Source organism: Klebsiella sp. X13, assembly GCF_003323835.1.
Lineage (GTDB): Bacteria > Pseudomonadota > Gammaproteobacteria > Enterobacterales > Enterobacteriaceae > Klebsiella > Klebsiella ornithinolytica.
The window spans coordinates 2361085-2384950 of sequence record NZ_CP030874.1; the positions used below are offsets into that span (position 1 = coordinate 2361085).

Below are 23866 nucleotides of genomic sequence, written 5' to 3' on the forward strand. Positions count from 1 at the left end.
AATGAACCTGATTAATGGAAAATATACCGCAAGATGACGCCTTGTTTTGTGATTTGGGTGCGTCTGCCAGCCCGTTACTTATTTCCACCGTCGGCGCTGGCGGCAAAACCAGTACGTTGTTGTGGCTGGCTGAATTATTTGTCCGGGCCGGACGACGGGTCCTGTTGACCACCACCACGCATATGTATCTACCGGCGCAGATGCCGGTTGTTATCTGTCGCGATCCGCGGCGGCTGTCGCCAGTCGTCTGGCAACAGCCGCTGCTGGCCTGTTTTTCCGCATGGCTGCCGCAGGCTGGAAAAGTAAAGGGTTTTACCGGCGAGCAACTCGATGGACTGGTGGCGCAGGCTGACGTCGACGTGGTGCTGGTAGAAGCCGACGGTGCTCACGGTTTTGCACTCAAAGCGCCAAACGAGCATGAACCTTGCATCCCTGATTCAAGTCGCTGCGTCATTGCCGTGACGGGAGGCGGGTTGATTGGGCAATGTATTGGTCCTGGGACGGTTCATCGCTGGCCGTTTTTTTCCCGAATAACCGCCGCCGTACCGGGTGACAGGCTGAGCTGGCCGATGCTGCATCGTTTCATTCAGCATCCTGAAGGGGCCTTTAAAGATACGCCGACGGGTGTCCGGCGCATCTGGTTACTTAATCAGCTTTCTCAAAATGATAATTTGCTGACAGCCGACCTGCTGACCGATGGCGATGTTGATGCCATCTGGGCGGGATCCGTTCAGGCGCGTCCGGCAATCACGCGCAGACGAGTGAGAGAGTGAGATCCACTCTGGGGTGAAAAGGGATAGCCATCGAGGTTGTTATGAATATTTTCTCAGAAGCTGCAAGACTCGAAGAACAGAATCGCCCGTTTGCGCTGGCGCAGATTGTTGACAGCAGAGGCTCAACGCCCAGGCACTCGGCGCAGATGTTGATCCGCGCTGACGGGACCATTGCGGGAACTATAGGCGGCGGGATGGTGGAGCGAAAAGTGATTGATGAGGCACTGGTGGCGCTGGGTGAGAAGGCGTCGCGAATGTTTCACGGCAGGATGGCGCGCAACGGGGCCGATGCCGTTGGCTCTGACTGCGGAGGCGCGATGTCGGTTTATATCAGCGTGCATGGCCTGCGGCCGCGCCTGGTGCTGATTGGCGGCGGACACGTCAACCGCGCAATTGCGCAAATTGCGGCGCTGGTGGGGTTCGAAATCGCCGTTGCCGATATCTATCGGGAGAGCCTCAATCCTGATTTTTTCCCTCCGTCGACCCAGCTGCTGCATGCCGAAACCTTTGGTTCCGCGTTAGAAAAGCTGGACATTCGCCCGGACAACTTTGTTCTCATCGCCACCAACAATAAAGATCGCGAAGCGCTGGATCGGCTGATTACCCAGCCAGTGGCCTGGCTTGGTCTGTTGGCCAGCCGCCGTAAGGTTCAGGTTTTTTTACGTCAACTGCGTGAAAACGGGGTTGCGGAAGAACACATTGCGCGTCTGCATGCGCCGGTGGGCTATAACATTGGCGCAGAGACGCCAAACGAGATTGCTATCAGCGTCCTGGCGGAGATCCTGCAGGTGAAAAATCAGGCCGCTGGTGGCCTGATGATGGCGGTGGATCATCCCTCACAGCATCTGCGGGTCGTGATTCGCGGTGCCGGAGATATTGCTACCGGGGTGGCGCTGCGGCTCTGGCATGCCGGATTTAAGGTGATCATGCTCGAGGTTGAAAAACCGACGGCGATCCGCCGCAGCGTGGCCTTTGCCCAGGCGATATTCGACGGTGAGGTGACGGTAGAGGGCGTTGTCGCCCGGCGCGCAGCGTCGGTACATGAGGCTATTCGTATCGTCGAAAATGGGGCCATCCCGCTTCTGGTCGATCCAGTGTGCCACTCCCTACACGACCTGAGGCCCGCCTGCGTGGTGGATGCGATTCTGGCGAAGGAAAACTTCGGTACTCATTGCGGGCTGGCACCGGCGGTGATCGCGCTTGGCCCCGGTTTCTGTGCCGGAAAAGATTGCCACGCGGTAATTGAAACCCATCGGGGCCACTGGTTAGGTCAGGTGATTTACCACGGCTGCGCTCAGGCAAATACCGGGATCCCGGGCAATATTCAGGGCCACACGTCGCTGAGGGTAATCCGCGCTCCGGTGGCCGGCGTGCTACAGGGGCGGGTGCGGCTGGGAGATATTGTCAACGAAGGGGAGACGATCGCCACCATCGGTGACCGGGAGATTCTGGCCCCGCTGGGCGGGATGGTGCGTGGGTTATTAAACGATGGCCTGGTGGTTAACAGCGGTTTCAAAATCGGTGATATCGATCCGCGCGGCGCAGACGCCGATTATACCAGCGTATCGGATAAGGCCAGAGCGATTGGCGGTGGCGTGCTTGAAGCGCTAATGACGCTAATGCACCGAGGCGTTAAGGCGAAGGAAGCGGTGTTAACGGTCGCCTGAGCCTGATATCCCGTGGGCTGGTCCTGTAAAAATCGCCCGGAACATCACCGGGCGTATCGAGGGTTACTGGTTTTCTCAGACCCTGTTTAACCCGCTATCACGGTTCCGGTTTTGCCTTCAATTCCTTCTTGAGCCTTGCTCAGAACCGTAATCAGTGCTTGACGTCCGGGACGGGAACGCGCGAACGAGGCGGCAGCCTCGACTTTCGGTAACATAGAACCTTTCGCGAAATGGCCTTCGCGAATATAGCGTTCGGCATCGCTGAGCGTGAGCCTGTCCAGCCACTGCTCATCCGCTTTGCCGAAGTTGATGGCGACTTTCTCCACCGCGGTCAGGATAATCAGCATATCGGCGTCAATCATCGCTGCCAGTTTCGCGCTGGCCCAGTCTTTATCAATCACCGCGCTGGCACCCCGCAGGTGGTGGCCTTCACGAATGACGGGGATACCGCCGCCGCCTACGGTAATCACCACATGACCCGCTTCCATCATCGCTTTCACCGTCTCTTTTTCGATGATATCCACCGGTTGTGGCGATGCGACAACGCGGCGGTAGCCGCGGCCGGCATCCTCTTTCATGGTGTACCCCTGGCGGGTCAGCTGCCTGGCGTCTTCTTCGCTAAAAAAGGAGCCGATAGGTTTGGTTGGATGTTTAAATGCGGGGTCGTTGGCGTCCACTTCGACCTGGGTAATCAGCGTTGCCACGGGCACGGTCATTCCTCGGGAAAGGAGTGCTTCACGGAGTGCGTTTTGTAAGTCGTAGCCAATGTAGCCCTGGCTCAGGGCGACGCAGACCGACATTGGCAGCATGGGCGTGTGCGCTTCCGTTTTAGCGGCGGCTTCAAAAGCGAGGTTAATCATCCCCACCTGCGGACCATTTCCGTGAGTCACCACCACCTGGTGTCCCTGCGCAATCAGGTCAACGATGGCCTGCGCGGTTTGTTTAACGGCCTGCATTTGCCCGGCCAGGTCGTCCCCTAAGGCATTTCCGCCAAGGGCGAGAACAATTTTCTTACTCATTCATTCCTCACTTTAGGGTGCATTTCCGCTTACGGGAGCGTTAGCGATTGAAAAGGGATGGCGGCGCAGGAAACGCCCCTGGCCTGCGGTGCCGGTAAAGTGACCGTTATCGAAGATCACTCTGCCGTGAGACAAGGTCTGGCGAATAGCGCCCTGACAGATAAACCCCTCCCACGGGGAATAGTCAGCGTTGTCATGCAGCATTTCATGACGAATGGTGGTAGTCCGACGCGGATCGATGATCGCCACATCGCCATCGGCGCCGGGTGCCAGCAGCCCTTTTTTTGGCCACAGACCGAACAGTTTTGCCGGCGTCGCGCTGGTGAGAGCCACGAAACGTTCCGCCGAAATGCGTCCGGTCATCACCCCGTGGGAGAACAGGAGCAGCAAACGATTTTCGACTCCCGGCAGACCGTTCGGACAGCGGCTGAAATCGCCACCGGAAAGCTGCTGGCGTTGGGCCATGGAGAAAGCACAGTGATCGGTGGCGACAACATCAATCGCGCCATCGCTGATGCCGCACCACAGGGCATCGTTATGCCTGGCATTACGCAGCGGTGGACTGAGCAGAAACTGCAGGGCATCTTCACGCTCATAGCAGCGTTCGTCGAGCAGCAGATACTGTGGGCAGGTTTCTACCCATACCGGCTGATGGCGGGCCTGGGCGAGACGTAGATAGTCCAGACCCAGACTATTGGAGAGATGCACAATGTATAGCGGTGCGTTGCCGGCAAGCTGTGCAAGATTGATCATCCGCGCGATGGCTTCGGCTTCGCACTCAAACGGGCGACTTAAAGCGTGATAGCGCGGGGCGGTCTTACCGGCGGCAAGAAACTCAGCGCGCTTTTGCGCGATAGCGGCATCATTTTCTGGATGGACGGTCGTTAATGCCCCGGCACGCTGTAGATGACGCATCGCCTGCAGCACCTCGTCATCATTGAGTTTGTACTGGTAGGTCAGGTAGAGCTTAAAGCTACTGATCCCCGCCTCGACCATCATCGGGATCTCATCAAGAATCGCGTGATTTATATGCTGGATAACGCCATGAAAACTGTAGTCAATCACCGCTTTATAAGCGGCATATCCGTGGTAGGCCTCCAGCTGGTGGCGTAACCGACAGCCGGCAGGGCCAAAGCCCATATGATCGATGATGGTTGTTGTACCGCCACACGCGGCGGCGCGGGTACCGGTAAAAAAATCATCACAGCTGCGGGCGAGTCCGGTATCAATATTAAAGTGGGTATGAACATCGATGCCGCCGGGCATCACGTAGCAACCTTCGGCATCAATAGTGTCGCAAGGTTGGTCAGGCGTTATCTGGGGGGCCAGGCGGCTGACCAGACCGTTTTCAATGAGCAGATCCTGTTTAGCCCGGCCGTCGGCATTGACGACGATGCCATTTTTAATCAGTACGCGCATAAACACTCCAGACTCCCGTCGCAAAGCGACGGGAGGGGTTGCAGTCAATGATTATTCAGTGGCCAGCCAGCTAAGCGGAATGGCGGCATACATCGCGGCACAGGTCACCAGATGGGATTTCCAGGTCTTCTCATTAGGCGCATGGGCTTCCGGTTCTTTACCTGGCCCAAAACCGATGACCGGAATGCCGTGACGGCCCATGATGGAGACGCCGTTGGTCGAGAAGGTCCATTTATCAACGACCGGCGCTTTACCAAACAGCCCTTCATAGGCATTGCTTAGCGCACGGACGGTGAAGTGGTTTTCTTCCACTTTCCAGGTCGGGAAATAGCACTCGGTCGGGTAGACCAGCCCGGTCCAGGATGGACGGTCATAGTTGTACATCGACACCACCGCGCCGGCATTTTGTACGGCGGGCAGGGCGCGAATTTCAGCCAGAGCGCCTTCCCAGGTTTCCCCCCAGGTCAGGCGCCGGTCGATGGAGACGGCGCAGCTGTCGGCAACGGCGCAGCGGCTTGGCGAGGTGAAGAAAATTTCGGAAACGGTCAGGGTGCCTTTGCCCAGGAACTCATCATTGCCCAGTTTGTGCGAGAGTTCCTGCAGTTCATTGAGGATTGGTCCCATTTTGAAAATCGCGTTATCGCCGCGTTCCGGCGCGGAACCGTGGCAACTGATGCCCTGGACATCAACGCGAATTTCCATACGCCCGCGCTGACCGCGGTAGATCTGACAATCCGTTGGTTCGGTGCTGACAACAAACTCCGGGCGAATACCTGACTGCTCGATGATGTACTGCCAGCACAGCCCATCGCAATCTTCTTCCTGAACGGTGCCGGTGACCAGCAGGGTGTACTCATCTTGCAGTCCGAGGTCTTTGATAATTTTACCGGCGTAGACCATTGAGGCCATTCCCCCCTCCTGGTCAGACGTTCCACGACCGCCGATTAACTCATCGGTCTCCATGCCTTCATAGGGATCGAAATTCCAGTTCTTGATGTTGCCGATGCCGACGGTGTCGATATGTGCGTCCATCGCGACGAGGCGCGGGCCATGGCCGATATAACCAAGAACGTTGCCCATCGGGTCGATGACCACTTTGTCGAAGCCGACCTTTTCCATCTCTTCTTTAATGCGATGGACAACGCGTTTTTCATCACAGCTTTCGCTAGGTATTGCCACCATGTCCCGTAGAAAACGGGTCATGTCCTGCTGGTAGTGGTTTGCTTTTTCAAGAATAAGTTTGAAGGGAATGTGCTTGGCCATGAATCAGTTCTCCAGTTTTTGTTTCCCGCTCAGCGGGATGAATTTGTCAGTGTTCTGAGGAATTATTGGGCTGCCGGATATTTACCTTCCCAGACGACTTCCCGGTAGTGCTCCACATCGGTATCGCCTTCAGTACTGATAACCAGCACCACGGAGCGGCTATCCAGTCCGAGCTTATTCATCAGCGCTTCGCGCTGTGGATGGAAATGTACGGCGGAGAGAATGCCCAGACCGACAGCGCCAGACTCTCCGGAAATCACCCGCGGATCGGTACCGAGAGGATTACCCAGTACGCGCATCCCGAGCGCGGCTACGGCATCCTGACAGGAGATAAACTGGGTGGCGCAGTTGCGCAGAATGTCCCAGCCCAGCGGATTGGGTTCGCCGCAGGCCAGGCCTGCCATAATCGTGGCCATGCTGCCGCCAACGTTGACGATTTGACCTTTGACGCCTGAACGGTAGAGACAATCCGCCAGCTCTGGCTCAACGATAACCGAATGCAGATCGCGTGCGCCGAAGACGTCCACCAGATAACCGAGCACGCCGCCGGCCATCGCGCCGACGCCAGCCTGCAGGAAAACGTGGGTCGGACGAGCAATGCCCATTGCCGCCATCTGCTCTACCGCTTCATCGGCGAGGGTGGCGTAACCTTGCATAATCCAGGTCGGGATTTTGGTATAACCTTCCCAGGCGGTGTCTTGTACCACTACCCAGCCGTTTTGCCGGGCGGTTTGCATCGTGAAGCGTACGGTATCGTCATAGTTCATCTCGGTGACGATACACCTGGCGCCAAGCCGCAGGATGGCATCAACGCGCTCCTGGGCAGAACCTTTGGGCATATAGATGACGGCATTCTGTCCCAGCTGCTGTGCCGCCCACGCCACGCCGCGTCCGTGGTTACCGTCGGTGGTGGTGGCAAAGGTCATCTTTTCTTTGATGCTGGATTTGAAGGTTGCGAAGGAAAATGCGTTGATATCCAGGTGATATTTTTCGCACAGCAGCTGTGCGATAGCGTAGGCGCCGCCCAGCATTTTGAATGCGTTCAGACCGAAACGCTGCGACTCGTCTTTGACCAGAATCGTACTTACGCCGAACAGAGCAGCCAGCGATTTGAGGGCATACAGCGGCGTCGGTTTATATCCGACGATTTTTTGATGAAAATGTCGTGCCTGTTGCGCCTGCTGGCGCGAAAACAGCGGGGATGTTTCGCCGGTAAAAAAACGGTTTTCGGCAATATCCATTTTCAGTGAGAAAGCAGACATACTCTGTCCTTATCCATCATGCGGAGAGTGTGATGCTGGCCTGCAGGCCAGCCTGATAGGTTACTTGACGCGTTTTTGTGCTTCGTTGAGCAATTGCTCCAGCAGCTGGCCAGGTCTGGCGTATTTGCGGCACAAAATCATGGCGGCGATGATGTATGGCTTCCAGCTGGCTTCTTTGTAGGTGGCGATACGGTATTTTTCGAAGACCGCTTCGGTGACTTCCCCCTCGTCGCAGGAGACGCCGGTGATGTCGGCAGGCAGACAGTGCATATATAGCGCCTCGCCGTTTTTAGTCTGCGCCATCATCTCTTCAGTACAGTGCCAGTCTTTATGGTTGGCGTTTTGCGCCAGGCAGGCCTGCTCCAGCGCTTTTAACCCATCATGATCGTTAGCGCGCAGCAGTTCGGTGCGTTTTTCCATCACCTTATAAGGTGCCCAGGACTTCGGATATACAATGTCCGCATCCTTAAACGCTTCTGCCATATCGGTGACCTGACGGAAGCGGCCGCCAGAAGCTTCGGCGTTGTTTTTCGCCACGTCGATGACGTCCGGAATCAGATCGTAGCCTTCCGGGTGTGCCAGAGTGACGTCCATACCAAAGCGGGTCATCAGACCGATAATTCCCTGAGGCACCGAGAGAGGTTTGCCGTAACTTGGCGAGTAGGCCCAGGTCATGGCGATTTTTTTACCTTTCAGGTTTTCCAGCGATCCAAAATGTTCGCGCAGCCAGGCAAGATCGGCCATTGCCTGCGTCGGGTGGTCGATATCGCACTGCAGGTTAATGAGGGCCGGGCGCTGCGGCAGTACGCCCTGTTGGAATCCGTCGTCCAGCGCGTCGCCGACTTCGCGCATGTAGGCATTGCCGGCGCCAAGATACATGTCGTCGCGAATACCGATAACGTCGGCACAAAATGAGATCATGTTGGCGGTTTCGCGAACGGTTTCGCCGTGGGCAATTTGTGATTTGCCTTCATCAAGGTCCTGCTGCGCGAGACCTAACAAATTCAGCGCTGAGGCATAGGAGAAACGAGTGCGGGTTGAGTTATCGCGAAAAACGGAAATTCCCAGCCCGCTATTAAAGGCCTGGGTGGCAATATTCTCTGCACGCAGCGTCTTTAAGGCTTCGGCAACATCCAGCACCTGTTTCAGCTCATCCGGAGACTGTTCCCACGTCAGCAGGAAGTCTTTATCGTGAAGGCTGGAGTTGAGGTGGTTGATATCCTTAATCAGTTCGTTAACAGTTTTCATTTTTAGGTCCTGGTAGTGAATGACGAGCTTAATGATTGCTGTGCGGTCGGGAGCGGCGAGCGTGAAGTGGCGACGGCCAGCGCTGTATATTCACTAACAATAACTGTGCCAGTTCCTGATAAAGAGTCTGACGTAGAGATAAATGGCTGTGATTATGCGATGACGATCACGTAAACATCGGTGCTCGAGGGGGTGAGGTAAATAAGATTCATTTTCGTTATGCCGGCTGCCATTCGGTTTCTTTTATTCAGCGGCCGCAGAGCGGGGAAGAAGAGACAGCTTCATCGTCAAATTGATAAAAAACCGCTGCGAATTCTCATATTGATATGAAAATGTGATATCGCCTCCATATTTCCGTCAAAGAGTGAAAAGGGGATTTTATCTGCATCAATTCCGTTCAACCCTGGAGTAGTATCATCGGGAAAGAATAAAAATAGTTTTCGGTTAGTGAGAGTAAGGGTTCATTATGATTTCCTCTAACACCTTATCCGTATTGATGCAAATTCAACCTACAATTCAACGGTTTGCTCGTATGCTCTCCAGCGTGCTTCAGCTTGAGGTCGAGATTGTCGATAACACACTCTGTCGCGTCGCCGGAACAGGCGCGTACGGGAGATTGCTGGGAAAAAAGTTGAATGAAGATTCGCGACTTTTGCGTTACATAATAGAAACAAAAAAAGACAAAGTTGTTACCCATTCTCGTTTTGATCCTCTTTGTAAAGGATGTGCCAGTAAGGAAAGTTGCAAAGAAAAAGCGTTTCTTGGCACTCCTGTTATTTATCAGGGACAGTGTGTGGGCGTTATTAGCCTTATTGCGTTAACCCGCGAGCAGCAGGAGCGAATTAAAGATAATCTTCACGAATTCTCCGATTACGTTCGCCATGTCTCATCAATATTCGTTTCGCGGCTGCTGGAGGGGCAGGGCAGTAGCGATAATATTCAAAAAATATTTTTGACCATGATTGAGAATATGGATCAGGGGGTGCTGGTGGTCAGCCTCGATCAAAAGATAAAATTTGCCAACCAGACGGCATTAAAGATTCTTGGTGTAAATCAGGGAAATATGGTCGGCAAAACGATTAATTTTCGTCCGTTAACCTTTGAGCATAATTTTGTGCGCGGCCATATGCAGCATGTGATCTCCTTTGATGACAAGAAAGAACTTATTATCGGGCAGCTGCATGCTGTTCAGGATCAGTGGCTATTCTTAATGGCTTTTCATCAATCGCACGCCACGACGGATTTCAGTGCGGCGCAGGACGAGCCGCAGATTGAGCAGCTGATTGGCGAATGTCGCCCGATGCGTCAGTTGAAAAAACTGATAAGCCGCATAGCGCGTGGTCCGTCCAGCGTGATGGTTGCTGGCGAAAGCGGGACCGGAAAAGAGGTTGTCGCCCGCGCCATTCATAAGCTGAGCGACCGACAGGCAAAGCCGTTTATTGCCATCAACTGTGCGGCTATCCCCGAACAGCTGCTGGAGAGCGAGCTGTTCGGTTACGTAAAAGGGGCATTTACCGGCGCGTCGGCCAACGGTAAACCCGGGCTGATACAGGCGGCGAATCACGGTACGCTGTTTCTCGATGAGATTGGCGATATGCCCCTTACGCTGCAGGCAAAGCTGCTGAGAGCAATTGAGTCGCGTGAGATCCAGCCGGTAGGGGCCAGTCACCCGGTTCCGGTCGATATCCGCATTATTTCCGCCACCAACCAAAACCTGGCGCAGTTTATCGCCGAGGGTAAATTTCGTGAGGACCTCTATTACCGGCTTAACGTGATTCCGTTAAGGTTACCGCCGCTACGCGAGCGGCAGGATGACATCGAGCTGCTCATTCACCATTTCCTGCAGCTGCATACCCGCCGTCTTGAGCTGGTCTATCCCGGCGTCTCTCCCGAGGTCATCGGTTTGCTTAAGCGCTATCATTGGCCTGGCAATATCCGCGAGCTGAGCAATTTGATGGAGTACCTGGTCAACGTTGTGCCATCGGGTGAGGTGATTGATGCGTCATTGCTTCCGCCAAACTTAATCTGCAGCGGTAAAACCACCGGGCGGGATGCCAGCCTGCCTGGCGAGATGGCGGAGGTTAAAGAGGAAGAAGGGAGCACGGCGCTGGAAGCGATGGAAAAACAGATGATTCGCGACGCTTTGACTCGCTACAGCAATAAGAAACAGGCGGCGGATGAGCTGGGAATTGGCATTGCCACGCTGTATCGCAAAATTAAAAAGTACGAGCTGATTGGCATCTGATTCTTGAACGGACAAGGATAGCCCTTATGCTAAACGTATGGCGGAGCGGCGGCGGGTTATCACTCTGAGAGCGGTAATTATCAAAATCATCTCTTCCTGACTCAGGCTTGAGGTTTGACGCATTCACTGCTGCCGGTAAAGCTATCGCTTCTGTCTATGAGACCAACAGCAGGCAGTGCTTGCTCGCTTCAGTCTGCATTTTTGTCTATTTTTTAACCAGGTGGCGTCATTATTGCTTTGTAACCCTGTCTTCGGCTGCTGAGGTAGCCGGTTAGCAAACATGATAAGGACAGGATTATGGCGCAACTAAATGAGAATACACCTCCCTTAGCCGTATCACCGATAACACCATTTTTTGCTAAGTCTCGCATCATTGCTCGCCCCGGATTTAACCGTTGGCTGGTGCCACCGGCGGCGTTAGCCGTGCATTTATGCATCGGCATGGCTTACGGTTTTTCCGTCTTCTGGTTGCCAATGTCGCAGTTAATTGGCGGTACACACCCCCTGCAGTGTCCGGCTGAGATGTCATTCTGGCAGCAGCTATTTACCCGAGAATGTGACTGGAAAATTTCGCTGCTGGGTTGGACCTATACCTTGTTTTTTGTTTTCCTTGGCTGCGCCGCGGCACTCTGGGGAAGCTGGCTGGAAAAAGTCGGTCCGCGACTGGTGAGTCTCGTCGCGACGCTGTGCTGGTGCGGCGGGTTGCTGCTCTCCGCTCTCGCCATTTACAGTCATCAACTGTGGCTACTCTGGCTGGGAGCCGGAGTGATTGGTGGTATTGGCCTGGGACTGGGCTACATATCGCCGGTTTCTACGTTACTGCGCTGGTTCCCGGACAAGCGCGGGATGGCTGCTGGCATGGCGATCATGGGCTTCGGCGGCGGGGCACTGGTCGGCGCGCCGTTAGCAAACTGGCTGATGAACTTTTTTGCCGGCCCGCAAGGAAACGGCGTCTGGCAGAGTATCCTGGCGCTGGCGGGGATCTACTCGCTGTTTATGTTGTGCGGTACGTTTGGCTACCGTTTGCCGCCGATGGGCTGGCATCCCTCGGGGGAGAAAGCGCAAAAGGTGATGCGTAATCATTCCACCATACAGGTGCATGTCAGCGTGGCGTGGCGAACGCCCCAGTTCTGGCTGCTGTGGCTGGTGTTGTGGTTGAATGTCACCGCCGGTATCGGCATTTTGGGTATGGCATCGCCCATGCTGCAGGAGATTTTTGCCGGAAAGCTACTCTCGCAGGACCTGAGCTGGAATGAATTAAGTGGCGAACAGCTGAAGCGGATTGCGACGATGGCCGCCGGATTCACCGGCCTGCTCAGTTTGTTTAATATTCTGGGGCGTTTCTTCTGGGCTTCGGTGTCGGATCTGTGCGGCAGAAAGACCACCTTTGCCTTAATTTTTTTGCTGGGGGCGTTGTTATACGGGACGTTGCCGCTGACCAATCACGGTGGCTATGTGGCGCTTTTCGTCTGCGCGCTGTGCGTCATTATTTCGATGTATGGCGGCGGCTTTGCCACCATTCCGGCTTATCTGGCCGATGTATTTGGTTCTCAGATGGTCGGAGCGATTCACGGTCGTCTGTTGACCGCCTGGTCCGCTGCCGGCATTAGCGGCCCGGTGCTGGTGAATTACCTGCGAGAATATCAGCTGGCGCAGGGCATCGCCCCGGCACGGATCTATGATATTACGCTGCTGGTCTTGACGGTATTACTGGTTATGGGTTTCATCTGCAACCAGCTTGTGCGCCCGATTGCGGAAAAATATGCCATGACCGCCGAACAGCAGCAGCAGGCTAAGGGCATGTATACCATTAATGCCAACGCGCAATTGACATGGGAGGCCCGTCCCTCCGTTGTGCTGCTAACGTTAAGCTGGTTTGCTGTGGGGCTACCGCTGCTGTGGGGAATAGGCACGACGATGCAACAGGCAATAAAATTCTTCATCTAGCGAGGAGGTAGTGCACGTACCGACTGAACGCAACCGTTGCGCTGTCTGAGGCGTGAGATCCCTTGTATTTTGTCACAGCCCCGCAGAAACGATCGGGGCTGCAACATATAGATTCCATTTGAATAACGATTCCTATTCTCTGCTGCGGTGATACACTGACAAACTGTGATCTTTGTCATACCGTAATTCATACCGAGAAAAGAGACACTGCTATGCAACATATCATTGAGGGTTTCCTCAACTTCCAGAAAGAGATCTTCCCGCAGCGTAAAGAGCTCTTCCGTAGCCTGGCCTCCAGCCAGAATCCCAAAGCGCTGTTTATCTCCTGTTCTGACAGCCGCCTGGTACCGGAACTGGTGACCCAGCAGGAACCTGGACAGCTCTTTGTCATTCGTAACGCGGGGAATATCGTGCCCTCATTCGGACCAGAGCCGGGCGGCGTGTCCGCGACTATCGAATATGCCGTTGTTGCCCTGGGCGTCACCGATATTGTCATCTGTGGCCATTCCAACTGCGGCGCGATGACTGCGGTTGCGACCTGCCAGTGTCTGGATCCGATGCCGGCAGTGGCGCATTGGCTGCGCTATGCCGATGCCGCAAAAGCGGTGGTCGAAAAAGGCACCTGGAACAGTGAAATCGATAAAGTGAATGCGATGGTGCGGGAAAACGTTATCGCACAGCTGAACAACATCAAAACTCACCCGTCGGTTGCCGTCGGTCTGCGTGATAAGGCGCTGCGCCTGCACGGCTGGGTTTACGATATCGAAAGCGGGGCGATTGGCGCGCTGGATAAGAACACCAAAACCTTTGTATCGCTGTCGGAGAACCCGGCCGTCTACTTCGAGTAATTTCTCTCTTCAGGGCAGGGAAGCCCTGTATCTCAGCGTACCGTTTTTGACTCGTCCTCCCGTTCTTATTCCTGTTCTCCCCTCTGTGGCTTTCCTGTCATCTTTGGAATCACCGGCCGTCGCCGCGCATCTGCCATACTCATGACTGCTTTACCATCGTGCAGGAGGGGAATAATGATTAAGCTGTGTAAAACGTGCGGCACGTCGTATGACGAAAGAAGTACACCCATCTTACGCTGCAAGATTTGTGACGATGAACGCCAGTATGTCCCGGTCAGCGGACAGGCGTGGGTAGCCTTCGAGGATCTCATCAGCCATCATACCAACGCTTGGCAACAGCATGACAACACCTTGTTTAGCCTTAAAACCGTTCCCCGGTTCGCTATCAACCAACGCGCGTTTCTGCTCAGAACGCCGCAGGGCAATATTCTGTGGGATTGCATTGCCAATCTCGATGCCGCCACGATGGCGTTGATAGCTGCGCTTGGCGGTATTGATGCCATCGCGATTTCCCATCCTCATTACTACACCACCATGCAGGATTGGGCGGCCGCCTTTGACGCGCCAGTCTATCTGCATGCCAGCGACAGTGAGTGGATCGTGCGCGATAGCCCGGCGATTCGTCTGTGGCAAGGCGATGCGTTTGAGCTATGGCCCTCGGTGCAGCTGTTGCGACTGGGCGGCCACTTCGCCGGGGGAACCGTTCTACACTGGCGCGAGGGCGATGGCACGCTGCTGGTGGGCGACATCCTGCAGGTGACTCCCGGTGCGGATGCGGTCTCTTTTATGTGGAGCTACCCGAATATGCTGCCGCTGCCCGCGTCGGTCATTGAAAACATCATGCAGCGCCTGGCCGGCGTGCGGTTTGCCAGACTGTACGGAGCCTTCGCCGGGCAAAATATGCTGAACAACGCGCATGAAAGGGTACAGCGTTCCGCACAAAAATATCTCGCCTGCCTGCGTGGATGACGCCTGTTAATCGCGATGAGAGGCCCTTTTGCACAGGCCGCTCATCGCCGCCCATTGCCGAAAAGGGCCGCTACCACACCCCGTCGCCGCCATCCGAACACCAGACCTGGCCTGAGGCGAAGGAGCAGGCGCAAATCTTTTCGCTGGTGAAAACTTGTCCTGGCAACCAGGCTTTATAAGGCCGGTTGAGGAACCTGCACAGGACTTTTTCCTGCGCCGGCTTATCAGCCACCGCAATCATCCACGTCGCGACCGGAGGTATACATGAGACGATTGATGGCAAATGACGCCGCAAAGCGCGGGAGTCGCCCGGCAAAAGACGACCCGCGCGAACAGGGGGAAATACCGCGTAAACGCGATGATAGCGAGGACCATAAGAAAGATCCTTTTCACCCGGATCCCGGGCAGCGCTAAGATTGATCGTCACAGATCGGTCTGCGGCAAACGCCTGCGGCGACGGGACGCCGGACGGGAAATGGCGCCGGCCATGGCTTCAGCCATCTCGGCACAGGCGGTAATACCCTGCACAAAAGGCCGATCATGCATTAACCACGGCAGCGCCGCGAACGCCACGCGGCCTCGTACCTCCGCAGGCTCCTGTAACGTGTAGTCGTCCCCCACGTCCGGGATCTCATCGCCGGTGGCCTGCAGCTGCTCCCGTAACGTCGGGAAGGGCAGATCTTTTGTTTTTAGCGCTCTTTGCCCGCGTGCATCAATAAAGACATCATAGGTGGCCCGGCTTTCCCGCGTGGTAATCACCGTTTTGTCCTCTTCGATCGCCATCTGGTAATCCTCGCCGAGGGCGAGAATGCGGAGCGCTCCGGCTTCGCGAAGCGCCAGCAGGCGGCGGATCGACTCTGACGGAATAGCGGCGTAATTATCGATGAACACCCGGGCGAGCCCGTCGCTAAAGCGCTGACTATCCCGCGCATCCAGATGCGGGACCATTTCCTGCACGGCCTCATGCAGCCGGAGGATGACATAGCGCCACGGAACGGTGTATTTCTCGCGCTTGTTGCGCTCGACTTCCATAAGATTGGCCTGCGCCCAGTGAAACGGGTCATGTTGGTGTCGTTCACGAAACCACGCGTCGCTGAAGCTATCGGCGTTCAGCGTCGGGAGGGCGATACCGGCACTCCATTGCGGATCGGCGCGCTCGATCTCCTCTGCCATCAACCGGAAAACGCGGTCAAGTAAACCCTCTGAACCGGCGGCAATCGCCTTTTCCAGCGCGTCAGGCGTCACCACCGAAAGCGGTTCATAGGGAATCGGGCAGTAAAAATCCGCTTCCGGCAATATGCCGGAGCGCGACATCAGGACAATATTCAGCGCTTTGCTGGCCGGATTGAGCCTGAACTGCAGCGAGCGCGCGGCGGATTCGACAAACTCGCCGTGCTGAACCACCACGGCCATCGCGGCATCAATACCGCTCAACGAGGTACCCATGATACCGACCCTGCATGCCGGGATCTCGGCATCCATCAGGCCGGACCACGGACTGGGGAAAAAGGTACGGGTGGACTCCTCGTCAGCGGGCCAGACGTGGCCCGTGGCGATGACCGCAAGATCGAAACGTTCCGCCGCCGACTCACCTTGTGCCCATAATCTGACGCCTTCTGCCGTGGCCTGCAGGTCGGTGACCTCACAGGATTCATGCACCGTCAGCGAGAAACCCTGTTGTCTGGCTCTGGCTGTCAGGCCGATAAACTGGTCGCGAAAATATTCGCCAAGCAGGATACGCGGAAGAAACTGGCGAACATGCAGCGAATCATAGCTGACGCCATAGCGGGCAAGGTGCTCCTCGCTTTGCTGTTTCAGCCAGTCGATATAGGGACAGAGGATCGGTGGGATTTCAATACTGGCGATATTGGCCAGCATCATGCGCGAGTTTTCTTCGTCGCTGTATGGCATGCCGACGCCGGCCTGACTCGCCTGCTCATAGACCGTCACCGCCAGCGGCTCCGGATATTTTAACAGGGAAAAAAGAGTATAAATCCCGGTGGGGCCTGCGCCGATAATCGCAATTTTCTTCATGCATCATCACCCGTGATAAACGTTCTTCCATTGCCGTTTCCCGCCTGCCGGACGGTCAACCGGGAAAAGCGATCGGCGCCTTAGGTTCAGCAGCGGGAGTCGGGTTTAAGTGTGGTCGAAAACCCCGGCGCCAGCCAGCTGGATGCATGCGGTCTGTACGTCGCTCCCGGCTGTCGGCTGGCGGGCAATAAAAAAGGGGCCTCTGTGCCCCGCAAAAGTTTTCCGCTGTTATATCGATCAGGGAAAAGGAAACTGTTTCAAGGCCGGATGGGCTTCTGCTATTTCGCTGTGGGCACGAATTGAGTGGAAGTCATCGGCCTTCACCACCTCGGGGATCATCGCCTGAATAAAGGTCCATACCACGGCGCTGGTTACCGAGACCTGATCGAGCGGCGTGTTGAGCGCCCGGCGTTCCAGCGCGGCGTTCCATTCCCGGCAGGCAGACAGTAACTGCCAGGTGATGCGTTCAATCCACGGTTGATACTGTTTCTCTGGCGGCCGTAAGCGGTGTTCGTAAACCTGTTGTACGGCTTTTTCGCTGGCAGCCAGAATCCATCCCAGCGTCTGAAGATCTTCGGCCAGCGCAGGGCCGGCGGCGGGGAGCAATTTACGCTGCAAATCTGCCTGAGATTCGAAGTAATGAAGGATCAGCGTGGAGTCCATCAGCCGAACGGCGTTATCCAGAATCAGCGTAGGCGCCTTGACCACCGGATTGAATTTTGCGAAGGGTTCAACGGCACTAAACACCGACAGCGGCAGGTGTTCAAATTCGACACCGTACAGCGCCAGAGATACCGCGACGCGCCTCACGTAAGGGGAGTCCAACATGCCAATGAGTTTCATCATGATTCCTGTTTTCCTGTCTCTGAAAGGAGAATGCCGGGTCAATCAAGGTGCGCCAGGAAGGATATCACCGTGCGCATTGCCCCTGGCTGCAGAGAGACATTACGCCAGATTGGCGATAACGAATATTACGCATTTCTTACCTGAGATGTCAGAATGACTGACCGGTATTGTCGCCCGAGGTTTACCCTCCTGGACCAGGGTAACGTTGACCTCCTGGAGCCGGAATATAAGGAGCTGCTTCATGTCGGATTACCCACCGATCGCCAGTTTACGGAGCTTTGAGGCCGTTGCCCGACTTGGGAGCGTGACGCAGGCGGCGAAAGAGCTGCATGTCACCCATTCGGCAATCAGTCAGCAAATTAAAGTGCTGGAAGAGATGCTCGGCGTGAGATTGTTTACGCGTCACGGACGCGGAGTGCAGATTAACGAAGAGGGGCGACTGTATGCGATGCATGTCCGCGAGGCGCTGGAACATATCGCGGATGCCACTCGTCTGGTCCACGTTAAGCCGCGGACGACGACGTTAACCCTGGCCACGGTACCGTCTTTTGCCTGCCACTGGCTATTGCCGCGCCTGGATCGCTTTCGCACCAGCTATCCCCATATCACGTTGCGGCTGCTGGCCAGTCTGACGGTCACCAACATGCAGCAGGAGGCGGTGGATATCGCCATTCGCATGGGGAAAGGCGACTGGGAAGGGCTGGAAAGCCGCTATATGTTTGCCGATGAGCTGATTGTGGTGGCCGCGCCGCATTACAACGGCGGCGCGCTGCCGGCAACGCCGCAAGAGGTGGCGGCGAGTAAGATTCTATTTTCGATGGAATCCTGGAAAACCTGGTGCCTGAAGGCCGGGCTGGAGCGTGAGATCGTCGCCGGCGGACTCTGTATCAACGACTCGAATCTGGTTCTGGAAGCCGTGCGACTCGGCAATGGCATTGCGCTGGAGCGGCGCTCCCTGGTGCAGGGCGCGATCGATCGAGGAGAGCTGGTCCAGGTCACCGCCTGTTCTGCGCCTTATCCCTGGCCGTACTGGCTGGTCACCCCGCAGCAAAGTGAAAAGAAAACGGAGGTCTCGTTGTTCATCGCCTGGCTGAATGAAGAACTTGCGGCCTGGCGCCAGCGGGAAGATTTGCCGGCGCCGCGATAGCATTGTACCGGCGCTTGCCAGCGGGGCTCAACGGCCGGCGGATCGGGCAAATTCCCGCACCAGCGCCAGAAAGGCGGCCAGCCCGGCGGAGGGGTGACGTCTGCCGGGATAATACAGACACAGGCCGGGAAAAGGGGGCGTCCAGTCGTCCAGTAAACGAATCAGCCGGCCGGCCTCAATATCCTCGATGACATCCTGTTCAAGAAAGAAACCTATTCCCGCATCTTCCAGCACCGCAATCCGCGCCAGCGACGCCTCATCCAGCGTCAGCTGCCCGCGGACATCGACCTGTACCGTTTCTCCTTGCTTCTCAAGATGCCAGCGATAGAGGGAACCATCGGGCAGACGCACCCGGATGCAGGGATGATTGAGCAGATCTGCGGGGGTTTCAGGCCGCTTATGGTGCGAAAGATACTGCGCAGAAGCCACCACGGCATAGCGCTGAGGTTTGCCGAGGGAAAGTGCGATCATATCCTCCGGTATCAGGCTGGCGACCCGTACTCCCATATCGAAGCCTTCCGCAACGATGTCGATCAGCCGGCCATCGGTGACGATATCCACCTGCATTTGCGGATAGCGGTGCAAAAACTCCAGCACGACCCGGGAGAGAAGCGTCCGGGCGGCAAACGGAGGCGTATTGATGCGCAGGACGCCAGAAGGGGTTTCGCTGCGGGAGCGGACAACCTCAAGGGCCTGATGAACGCCCTGCAGCGACGGACCGATGTTATCGATAAACAGGCGACCGGCGTCGGTGAGCCCCACGCTGCGGGTAGTCCGGTTAAATAGACGTACGCCCATTTCGGCTTCAAATCTGGCGATGATATGGCTCAATGCGGTGGTTGATACCCCCAGCTCGATCGCCGCCGCGCGAAAGGTCCCTCGTCGGGCGATGGCCATAACGGCATCTAAATCCGTTAGCGTGATTCGCGACATTATCCCATTTCCTTCATCATGGCATCCCGGTTTGTCCTGATTGTTTAAATTATAAAGGATTCTTAAAGTTAAGCCGTAGCGTTTAATCACGGGAGATTCACTATGGATACGCCATCAGCAGTACAGGCCTTTTTTGCCGCTGAAGATCTGGAGCGCGTTGTCAGCGCCTTCACCCCGGATGCGGTGGTGAAAGATGAAGGGAATACCTATCGCGGACGGCAGGCCATCCGCGAGTGGCGGGTTGCCGCCAGACAAAAATACCGGTATGTCGCCGAACCTATTGAGACGATAACGCAGGGCGCCAGGGTAAAGGTGCGCGCCAACGTCAGCGGAAATTTTCCCGGCAGCCCGGTCATCCTTAGCTATGTATTTCGCCTGACGGCAGGGCAGATCGATGAGCTGGAGATCGGTGATGAGTGATTTTCTGGCGCTGGAAGGAAAGCGCGTTCTGATTACCTCGGGTACCAAAGGGGCCGGGGCGGCAACCGTGGCGCTGTTTCGCCAGCTGGGGGCGCGAGTGTTAACCTGCGCTCGCCATCCGCCGGACGCTCCTGTTGATGCGCTCTTTGTGACGGCGGATCTCGCCACGGCGAGCGGGTGCGCTCTGCTGGCCGCGGAGGTACAGGAGCAGCTGGGCGGCGTTGATATTATCGTTCATATGCTGGGCGGTTCTTCCTCCCCGGCAGGTGGGTTTGCCGCGCTGAGCGATGAGCTGTGGCAGCAGGAGCTGGATCTCAACCTTTTCCCTGCCCTCAGGCTGGATCGTCTACTGCTTCCCCTCATGCTCAACAGCGGGAAGGGGGTGATTATCCACGTCTCTTCAATCCAAAGAAGGATGCCGCTGCCGGAGTCAACCACGGCCTACGCCGCGGCAAAAGCCGCGCTCTCCACCTACAGTAAAAGCCTGTCGAAAGAGGTTTCCCCCAGGGGCGTTCGTGTTCTGAGCGTGGCCCCCGGCTGGATTGAAACCGAGGCGGCGGTCAGATTTGCGCAGCGGCTCGCGCAGCAGCAGGGGGTTGAGTATGCGCGAGGGAAACAAATCATCATGGACTCATTAGGCGGAATTCCACTCGGTCGTCCGGCGCAACCCGAAGAGGTGGCCAATCTGATTGCGTTTTTAGCCTCCGACCGGGCGGCATCGATAACCGGGGCAGAATACCTCATTGATGGTGGAACCGTACCGACGGTTTAACCATCACCACGGACTGGCAAGGCGCGGCGAAAGGTTTTCTCCTCACTCAGTCTTGATGGCAAGGTATTGCTGCCAGGGCCTCAAAGGGGCGTGGAGCGTGCGAGGCGGGGATCAAAGGTAAAGGGATACTGACGCACGGAGGCCAGGGCCTCGCTGAACGCGGGATGCAGCGGGTTTAAAATGGCGTTGTTTTCATAGGGAATAATGCAGGAGGGAAGCATCAGCGCCAGACCGCTGCCCGACTGTAGCCAGCCGGTGCCCAGATCCATTGTGGAAACGGGCATCGGATTTTCTTGCCAGTTATCCGGTAACCACTGTTTATCGAGGGATTCCACTTCACTGTCCGGTATCTCGATACTATACAGCTGATACTGGTTGAGGATTGCCTCATTTTTGACGTGAACCAGGATCTCCAGTGACGCCAGGGCAATGGAAGTGGACACATAGACCGCCGGGTGTCCCTGGTGATTCCAGCGCCCGCCGTACTGGTTGGCCCCGCTTCCCGTCCAGGCTTCGCTGGCGTAACGGCCGGTAACCAGACGATAGAAAATCATGCAAAGACGCCGTGTTCCAGGCGACCAATCAGGTCTGTTACTTCCAGCGCGCCGCTCTCGGTAGCAATCAGGTCGATGGGGGCGACATTGCCCAGTCCTCTGACCGGCGACTGCAGCCAGTCGTAGGCATCCTGCTTGCTGCCAAAATAGTCGACGGCGGTATCCAGGACCCTGACAAAACGCGCCACACGTTCGCTTTCGCCTGGCGTCAACGTGCCGCCCGCGCTCTTGCGCCGGGCAACGTTGCGCTCATTAATCCCGGTGATGCGCAGAATGTCGGTTTTCGACATTTCCGTCCACTCATGAATATTATCCAGAATGCTGACCGGTAATCCCATACTCAGCAGCTCAATCAACTGCATACCCCGATTCGCCGGTAGCCCGGCATAGCGCCACAGCGCATTATCGGCAGGTTGCTCTGCAGGAACCCAGGTTTTCATCTTCCCTCCTGAATAAGGACATTTGTCATGCTTTATTATAGTCATTTGTCGGGTTGTTGAAAATATAATCGCCGGGCAGGTCATGAGTTGATTGCGGTTTTGTGGCTGGCGGCCCCGAAAACAGTCCGCAGTAAGGACCGTCAGCTGGACGGTCCTCCGGGGTCGTTTTATTCGTCGCGGATTCAACGTTTACTGCTGCAACACTTCAGCAAATTTCGCCAGCCATTGCGGATGGGCGGGCCAGGCAGGGGCGGTGACCAGGTTGCCGTCAACATGCGCCTGATCGATACCGATCTCAGCATAATGCCCGCCGCTGAGCCGTACTTCCGGCGCGCAGGCCGGGTAGGCGCTACAGGTGCGGCCTTTCAGTATTCCGGCGGCGGCCAGAAGCTGCGGGCCGTGGCAAACGGCGGCAATGGGTTTGTGCGCCGCGTCAAACGCCTGAACCAGTTTGAGCACCTCGTCATTCAAGCGCAGATACTCCGGCGCTCGTCCACCGGGGATCAGCAGGGCGTCATAATCCTGTTCTTTTACGGCAGCAAAGTCGGCGTTTAGGACAAAGCGGTGCCCGGGTTTCTCGCTATAGGTCTGGGCACCGTCAAAATCATGGATCGCCGTCATGATATAGTCGCCTTTGCTCTTATCCGGGCAAACCGCGTCAACCTGATGGCCAATCATCTGCAATGCCTGAAACGGCACCATGGTTTCGTAATCTTCGGCATAATCACCAACCAGCATCAGAATTTTTTTGCTCATAAGGGTTGTTCCTCAGGGAATAAAGATGCCTAAGGTATAGTCCAGGGGCGAAGGGAATGCGAACCGCAAGTGGCGTTGTGTGTACTGATACCGCGGTGTTTCGCCTGTGCTCTGCTTTTGGAGCGCGCGCAGCTCTCGGCCTGAGTGACTTTGGTAGACGATAAATGATTGCCGACCTGCGGCAGGGAGCCGGGCAAGGAACTACTGAAACGTCTGGCCAATCCCGAAACTGTAAGGGCGTGAAATCGTACGCCATATCGCCTGCCTGTAATGCATTAATGTAATTTCTCATCGGTGTGTGCAGATTGACGATGATCTGCGCGTTTTATATTGCTGCCCGGTCCCGTCAGGACAATAATCGCCCATAGGGATGTCTCCTCACTGAATACAGGCCGCCATGATCATAAAAATCGTTTGTCTGAGTCTGCTTTGCATCATCCTGCTCTCCCTTGGCGCCAGCCTGGCCCAGACGATGTATCAGCGGGAGCTACGTCCGCAGGAGGGCTGGTGGTCCGCCCGTCGTGACTCAGCAGGCCTGGCGCCTGATCCCCAGCAAAACGCCCGCCTGGCCATTGTGCAGGTCTACGCCGCGCCCACCTGGGGCTGGAAAGGCGTGGTGGCGGTGCATCCCTGGATTATCTATAAACGCGCCGGGGAAACGGAATATAACCGCTATGAAGTGATTAGCTGGGGAGGCGGGGAGAAGGTGCGCCGTAATAGCAACCCGCCGGATGGCTACTGGTTCGGCGCGAAACCTCGTTTACTGGTGGAGCATCGGGGAGCAGAGGCCGAGGCCATGATCCCGCAGATTGTCGCGGCAATTGCCTCCTACCCCTGGCCGGATACCTACCACGCCTGGCCGGGCCCTAACAGTAACACCTTTCTGGCCCATATTGGCCGCGAGGTGCCCGCGCTCAAACTGGATATGCCGGCCAACGCGGTGGGGAAAGATTTTCGCTCGCTGCTGAATCCCATTGGCCTACCGCCATCCGGGCGCGGGCTGCAGGTGTCGGTGCTGGGTATCGCCGGCGTAACGCTGGGAGCTGAAGAGGGATTTGAACTCAATCTGCTGGGGCTGAACGTCGGCCTGGATTTCACGCCGCTACGTATCCGTCTGCCATTTATTGGCGGACTGGGCCATGACAATTTGTCCAATAACGCTGCGGAACACTCCCGATAAATGGCGACGCTCCCCACCTGCAGCTAAGCCAACATTGCTTATCGCTGCTGCACATTTCTCCTCTATGTGGCCATAAAGGTCGATGTTGGCATTTCAATTGTTATGTTATAACATAACAATTGAA

Annotated in this window: 22 protein-coding genes; 11 read left to right on the forward strand and 11 right to left on the reverse strand. The window is 56.1% G+C overall.

Annotated features, from left to right (window positions below):
• Positions 1–14 precede the first annotated feature (14 nt).
• Positions 15–773, forward strand: coding sequence for a selenium cofactor biosynthesis protein YqeC (gene yqeC / locus DSD31_RS11225; protein ID WP_004862837.1), 759 nt, complete (start codon positions 15–17; stop codon positions 771–773).
• 41 nt (positions 774–814) lie between these two features.
• On the forward strand, positions 815–2440 hold the full coding sequence (yqeB, locus tag DSD31_RS11230) for a selenium-dependent molybdenum cofactor biosynthesis protein YqeB (RefSeq protein ID WP_044349858.1): 1626 nt from the start codon (positions 815–817) through the stop codon (positions 2438–2440).
• Between the two features lie 86 nt (positions 2441–2526).
• On the opposite strand, the gene arcC is transcribed toward yqeB, so the two are convergent.
• From arcC to ygeW, 5 genes are all read right to left on the reverse strand, one after another.
• On the reverse strand, positions 2527–3459 hold the full coding sequence (gene arcC / locus DSD31_RS11235) for a carbamate kinase (RefSeq protein WP_004862832.1): 933 nt from the start codon (positions 3457–3459) through the stop codon (positions 2527–2529).
• Between the two features lie 12 nt (positions 3460–3471).
• Positions 3472–4878 carry a dihydropyrimidinase gene (gene hydA, locus DSD31_RS11240; RefSeq protein ID WP_004862828.1) on the reverse strand — a complete coding sequence of 469 codons (1407 nt, stop codon included), beginning with the start codon at positions 4876–4878 and terminating at the stop codon, positions 3472–3474.
• A gap of 51 nt (positions 4879–4929) precedes the next feature.
• Entirely contained in the window at positions 4930–6141 is a 1212-nt protein-coding gene (locus tag DSD31_RS11245; protein WP_113991046.1) for a YgeY family selenium metabolism-linked hydrolase, read from the reverse strand.
• Positions 6142–6203: 62 nt separating this feature from the next.
• Positions 6204–7403 carry a diaminopropionate ammonia-lyase gene (gene dpaL / locus DSD31_RS11250; protein WP_113991047.1) on the reverse strand — a complete coding sequence of 400 codons (1200 nt, stop codon included), beginning with the start codon at positions 7401–7403 and terminating at the stop codon, positions 6204–6206.
• Between the two features lie 60 nt (positions 7404–7463).
• Positions 7464–8651, reverse strand: a complete 1188-nt coding sequence (gene ygeW / locus DSD31_RS11255) for a knotted carbamoyltransferase YgeW (protein WP_075808475.1) — start codon at positions 8649–8651, stop codon at positions 7464–7466.
• A 466-nt stretch (positions 8652–9117) separates the two neighbouring features.
• Here ygeW and DSD31_RS11260 point away from each other — a divergent pair, with 466 nt between their 5' ends.
• The 5 genes from DSD31_RS11260 (at position 9118) to DSD31_RS26330 (ending at position 15074) form a co-directional block, all read left to right on the forward strand.
• Positions 9118–10896: a sigma-54 interaction domain-containing protein gene (locus DSD31_RS11260; protein ID WP_015584180.1), complete on the forward strand. Its 1779-nt coding sequence runs from the start codon at positions 9118–9120 to the stop codon at positions 10894–10896.
• A 297-nt stretch (positions 10897–11193) separates the two neighbouring features.
• Positions 11194–12843, forward strand: coding sequence for an OFA family MFS transporter (locus tag DSD31_RS11265; RefSeq protein WP_032716412.1), 1650 nt, complete (start codon positions 11194–11196; stop codon positions 12841–12843).
• A 212-nt stretch (positions 12844–13055) separates the two neighbouring features.
• A complete protein-coding gene (locus DSD31_RS11270; protein ID WP_004862810.1) occupies positions 13056–13691 on the forward strand; it encodes a carbonic anhydrase in 636 nt (211 codons plus the stop codon).
• A 174-nt stretch (positions 13692–13865) separates the two neighbouring features.
• Entirely contained in the window at positions 13866–14660 is a 795-nt protein-coding gene (locus DSD31_RS11275) for an MBL fold metallo-hydrolase (protein WP_004862807.1), read from the forward strand.
• A gap of 264 nt (positions 14661–14924) precedes the next feature.
• Entirely contained in the window at positions 14925–15074 is a 150-nt protein-coding gene (locus DSD31_RS26330) for a hypothetical protein (protein WP_004862804.1), read from the forward strand.
• Positions 15075–15083: 9 nt separating this feature from the next.
• On the opposite strand, the gene DSD31_RS11280 is transcribed toward DSD31_RS26330, so the two are convergent.
• Together DSD31_RS11280 and DSD31_RS11285 are read right to left on the reverse strand one after the other, a co-directional pair.
• Positions 15084–16694: an FAD-NAD(P)-binding protein gene (locus DSD31_RS11280; RefSeq protein WP_048025220.1), complete on the reverse strand. Its 1611-nt coding sequence runs from the start codon at positions 16692–16694 to the stop codon at positions 15084–15086.
• A 237-nt stretch (positions 16695–16931) separates the two neighbouring features.
• The gene (locus DSD31_RS11285) at positions 16932–17540 is read right to left on the reverse strand and encodes a glutathione S-transferase family protein (RefSeq protein ID WP_032724246.1); all 609 of its coding nucleotides are present in this window, start codon (positions 17538–17540) and stop codon (positions 16932–16934) included.
• Between the two features lie 241 nt (positions 17541–17781).
• On the opposite strand from DSD31_RS11285, the gene gcvA reads away from it, so the two are divergent.
• Complete coding sequence (gene gcvA, locus DSD31_RS11290) at positions 17782–18687, forward strand: transcriptional regulator GcvA (RefSeq protein WP_032716408.1); 906 nt, start codon at positions 17782–17784, stop codon at positions 18685–18687.
• Positions 18688–18714: 27 nt separating this feature from the next.
• Here the strand turns inward: gcvA and DSD31_RS11295 are convergent, their stop codons facing one another.
• Positions 18715–19620: a LysR family transcriptional regulator gene (locus DSD31_RS11295; RefSeq protein WP_032716407.1), complete on the reverse strand. Its 906-nt coding sequence runs from the start codon at positions 19618–19620 to the stop codon at positions 18715–18717.
• A gap of 102 nt (positions 19621–19722) precedes the next feature.
• Here DSD31_RS11295 and DSD31_RS11300 point away from each other — a divergent pair, with 102 nt between their 5' ends.
• Both DSD31_RS11300 and DSD31_RS11305 read left to right on the forward strand, forming a co-directional pair.
• A complete protein-coding gene (locus DSD31_RS11300) occupies positions 19723–20040 on the forward strand; it encodes a nuclear transport factor 2 family protein (RefSeq protein ID WP_004862785.1) in 318 nt (105 codons plus the stop codon).
• Positions 20033–20812, forward strand: a complete 780-nt coding sequence (locus DSD31_RS11305; protein ID WP_004862782.1) for an SDR family oxidoreductase — start codon at positions 20033–20035, stop codon at positions 20810–20812. The genes DSD31_RS11300 and DSD31_RS11305 overlap by 8 nt, the downstream gene beginning before the upstream one ends.
• An 80-nt stretch (positions 20813–20892) precedes the next feature.
• On the opposite strand, the gene DSD31_RS11310 is transcribed toward DSD31_RS11305, so the two are convergent.
• The 3 genes from DSD31_RS11310 to DSD31_RS11320 all read right to left on the reverse strand — a co-directional run bounded on the left by DSD31_RS11310 (position 20893) and on the right by DSD31_RS11320 (position 22562).
• Positions 20893–21366 carry an RES family NAD+ phosphorylase gene (locus tag DSD31_RS11310; protein ID WP_015584188.1) on the reverse strand — a complete coding sequence of 158 codons (474 nt, stop codon included), beginning with the start codon at positions 21364–21366 and terminating at the stop codon, positions 20893–20895.
• The gene (parS, locus tag DSD31_RS11315; protein WP_004862777.1) at positions 21363–21806 is read right to left on the reverse strand and encodes a type II RES/Xre toxin-antitoxin system antitoxin; all 444 of its coding nucleotides are present in this window, start codon (positions 21804–21806) and stop codon (positions 21363–21365) included. The genes DSD31_RS11310 and parS overlap by 4 nt, the downstream gene beginning before the upstream one ends.
• 189 nt (positions 21807–21995) lie before the next feature.
• Positions 21996–22562, reverse strand: a complete 567-nt coding sequence (locus DSD31_RS11320; RefSeq protein ID WP_015584190.1) for a DJ-1/PfpI family protein — start codon at positions 22560–22562, stop codon at positions 21996–21998.
• 397 nt (positions 22563–22959) lie between these two features.
• On the opposite strand from DSD31_RS11320, the gene DSD31_RS11325 reads away from it, so the two are divergent.
• The gene (locus DSD31_RS11325) at positions 22960–23742 is read left to right on the forward strand and encodes a DUF3750 domain-containing protein (protein WP_032717546.1); all 783 of its coding nucleotides are present in this window, start codon (positions 22960–22962) and stop codon (positions 23740–23742) included.
• Positions 23743–23866 lie beyond the last annotated feature (124 nt).

Bases quoted from the DNA above. Each gene is read 5' to 3' on its own strand.
- yqeC (WP_004862837.1), top strand. From the start codon at position 15: ATGGAAAATATACCGCAAGATGACGCCTTGTTTTGTGATTTGGGTGCG.
- yqeB (WP_044349858.1), top strand. From the start codon at position 815: ATGAATATTTTCTCAGAAGCTGCAAGACTCGAAGAACAGAATCGCCCG.
- arcC (WP_004862832.1), bottom strand. From the start codon at position 3,459: ATGAGTAAGAAAATTGTTCTCGCCCTTGGCGGAAATGCCTTAGGGGAC.
- hydA (WP_004862828.1), bottom strand. From the start codon at position 4,878: ATGCGCGTACTGATTAAAAATGGCATCGTCGTCAATGCCGACGGCCGG.
- DSD31_RS11245 (WP_113991046.1), bottom strand. From the start codon at position 6,141: ATGGCCAAGCACATTCCCTTCAAACTTATTCTTGAAAAAGCAAACCAC.
- dpaL (WP_113991047.1), bottom strand. From the start codon at position 7,403: ATGTCTGCTTTCTCACTGAAAATGGATATTGCCGAAAACCGTTTTTTT.
- ygeW (WP_075808475.1), bottom strand. From the start codon at position 8,651: ATGAAAACTGTTAACGAACTGATTAAGGATATCAACCACCTCAACTCC.
- DSD31_RS11260 (WP_015584180.1), top strand. From the start codon at position 9,118: ATGATTTCCTCTAACACCTTATCCGTATTGATGCAAATTCAACCTACA.
- DSD31_RS11265 (WP_032716412.1), top strand. From the start codon at position 11,194: ATGGCGCAACTAAATGAGAATACACCTCCCTTAGCCGTATCACCGATA.
- DSD31_RS11270 (WP_004862810.1), top strand. From the start codon at position 13,056: ATGCAACATATCATTGAGGGTTTCCTCAACTTCCAGAAAGAGATCTTC.
- DSD31_RS11275 (WP_004862807.1), top strand. From the start codon at position 13,866: ATGATTAAGCTGTGTAAAACGTGCGGCACGTCGTATGACGAAAGAAGT.
- DSD31_RS26330 (WP_004862804.1), top strand. From the start codon at position 14,925: ATGAGACGATTGATGGCAAATGACGCCGCAAAGCGCGGGAGTCGCCCG.
- DSD31_RS11280 (WP_048025220.1), bottom strand. From the start codon at position 16,694: ATGAAGAAAATTGCGATTATCGGCGCAGGCCCCACCGGGATTTATACT.
- DSD31_RS11285 (WP_032724246.1), bottom strand. From the start codon at position 17,540: ATGATGAAACTCATTGGCATGTTGGACTCCCCTTACGTGAGGCGCGTC.
- gcvA (WP_032716408.1), top strand. From the start codon at position 17,782: ATGTCGGATTACCCACCGATCGCCAGTTTACGGAGCTTTGAGGCCGTT.
- DSD31_RS11295 (WP_032716407.1), bottom strand. From the start codon at position 19,620: ATGTCGCGAATCACGCTAACGGATTTAGATGCCGTTATGGCCATCGCC.
- DSD31_RS11300 (WP_004862785.1), top strand. From the start codon at position 19,723: ATGGATACGCCATCAGCAGTACAGGCCTTTTTTGCCGCTGAAGATCTG.
- DSD31_RS11305 (WP_004862782.1), top strand. From the start codon at position 20,033: ATGAGTGATTTTCTGGCGCTGGAAGGAAAGCGCGTTCTGATTACCTCG.
- DSD31_RS11310 (WP_015584188.1), bottom strand. From the start codon at position 21,366: ATGATTTTCTATCGTCTGGTTACCGGCCGTTACGCCAGCGAAGCCTGG.
- parS (WP_004862777.1), bottom strand. From the start codon at position 21,806: ATGAAAACCTGGGTTCCTGCAGAGCAACCTGCCGATAATGCGCTGTGG.
- DSD31_RS11320 (WP_015584190.1), bottom strand. From the start codon at position 22,562: ATGAGCAAAAAAATTCTGATGCTGGTTGGTGATTATGCCGAAGATTAC.
- DSD31_RS11325 (WP_032717546.1), top strand. From the start codon at position 22,960: ATGATCATAAAAATCGTTTGTCTGAGTCTGCTTTGCATCATCCTGCTC.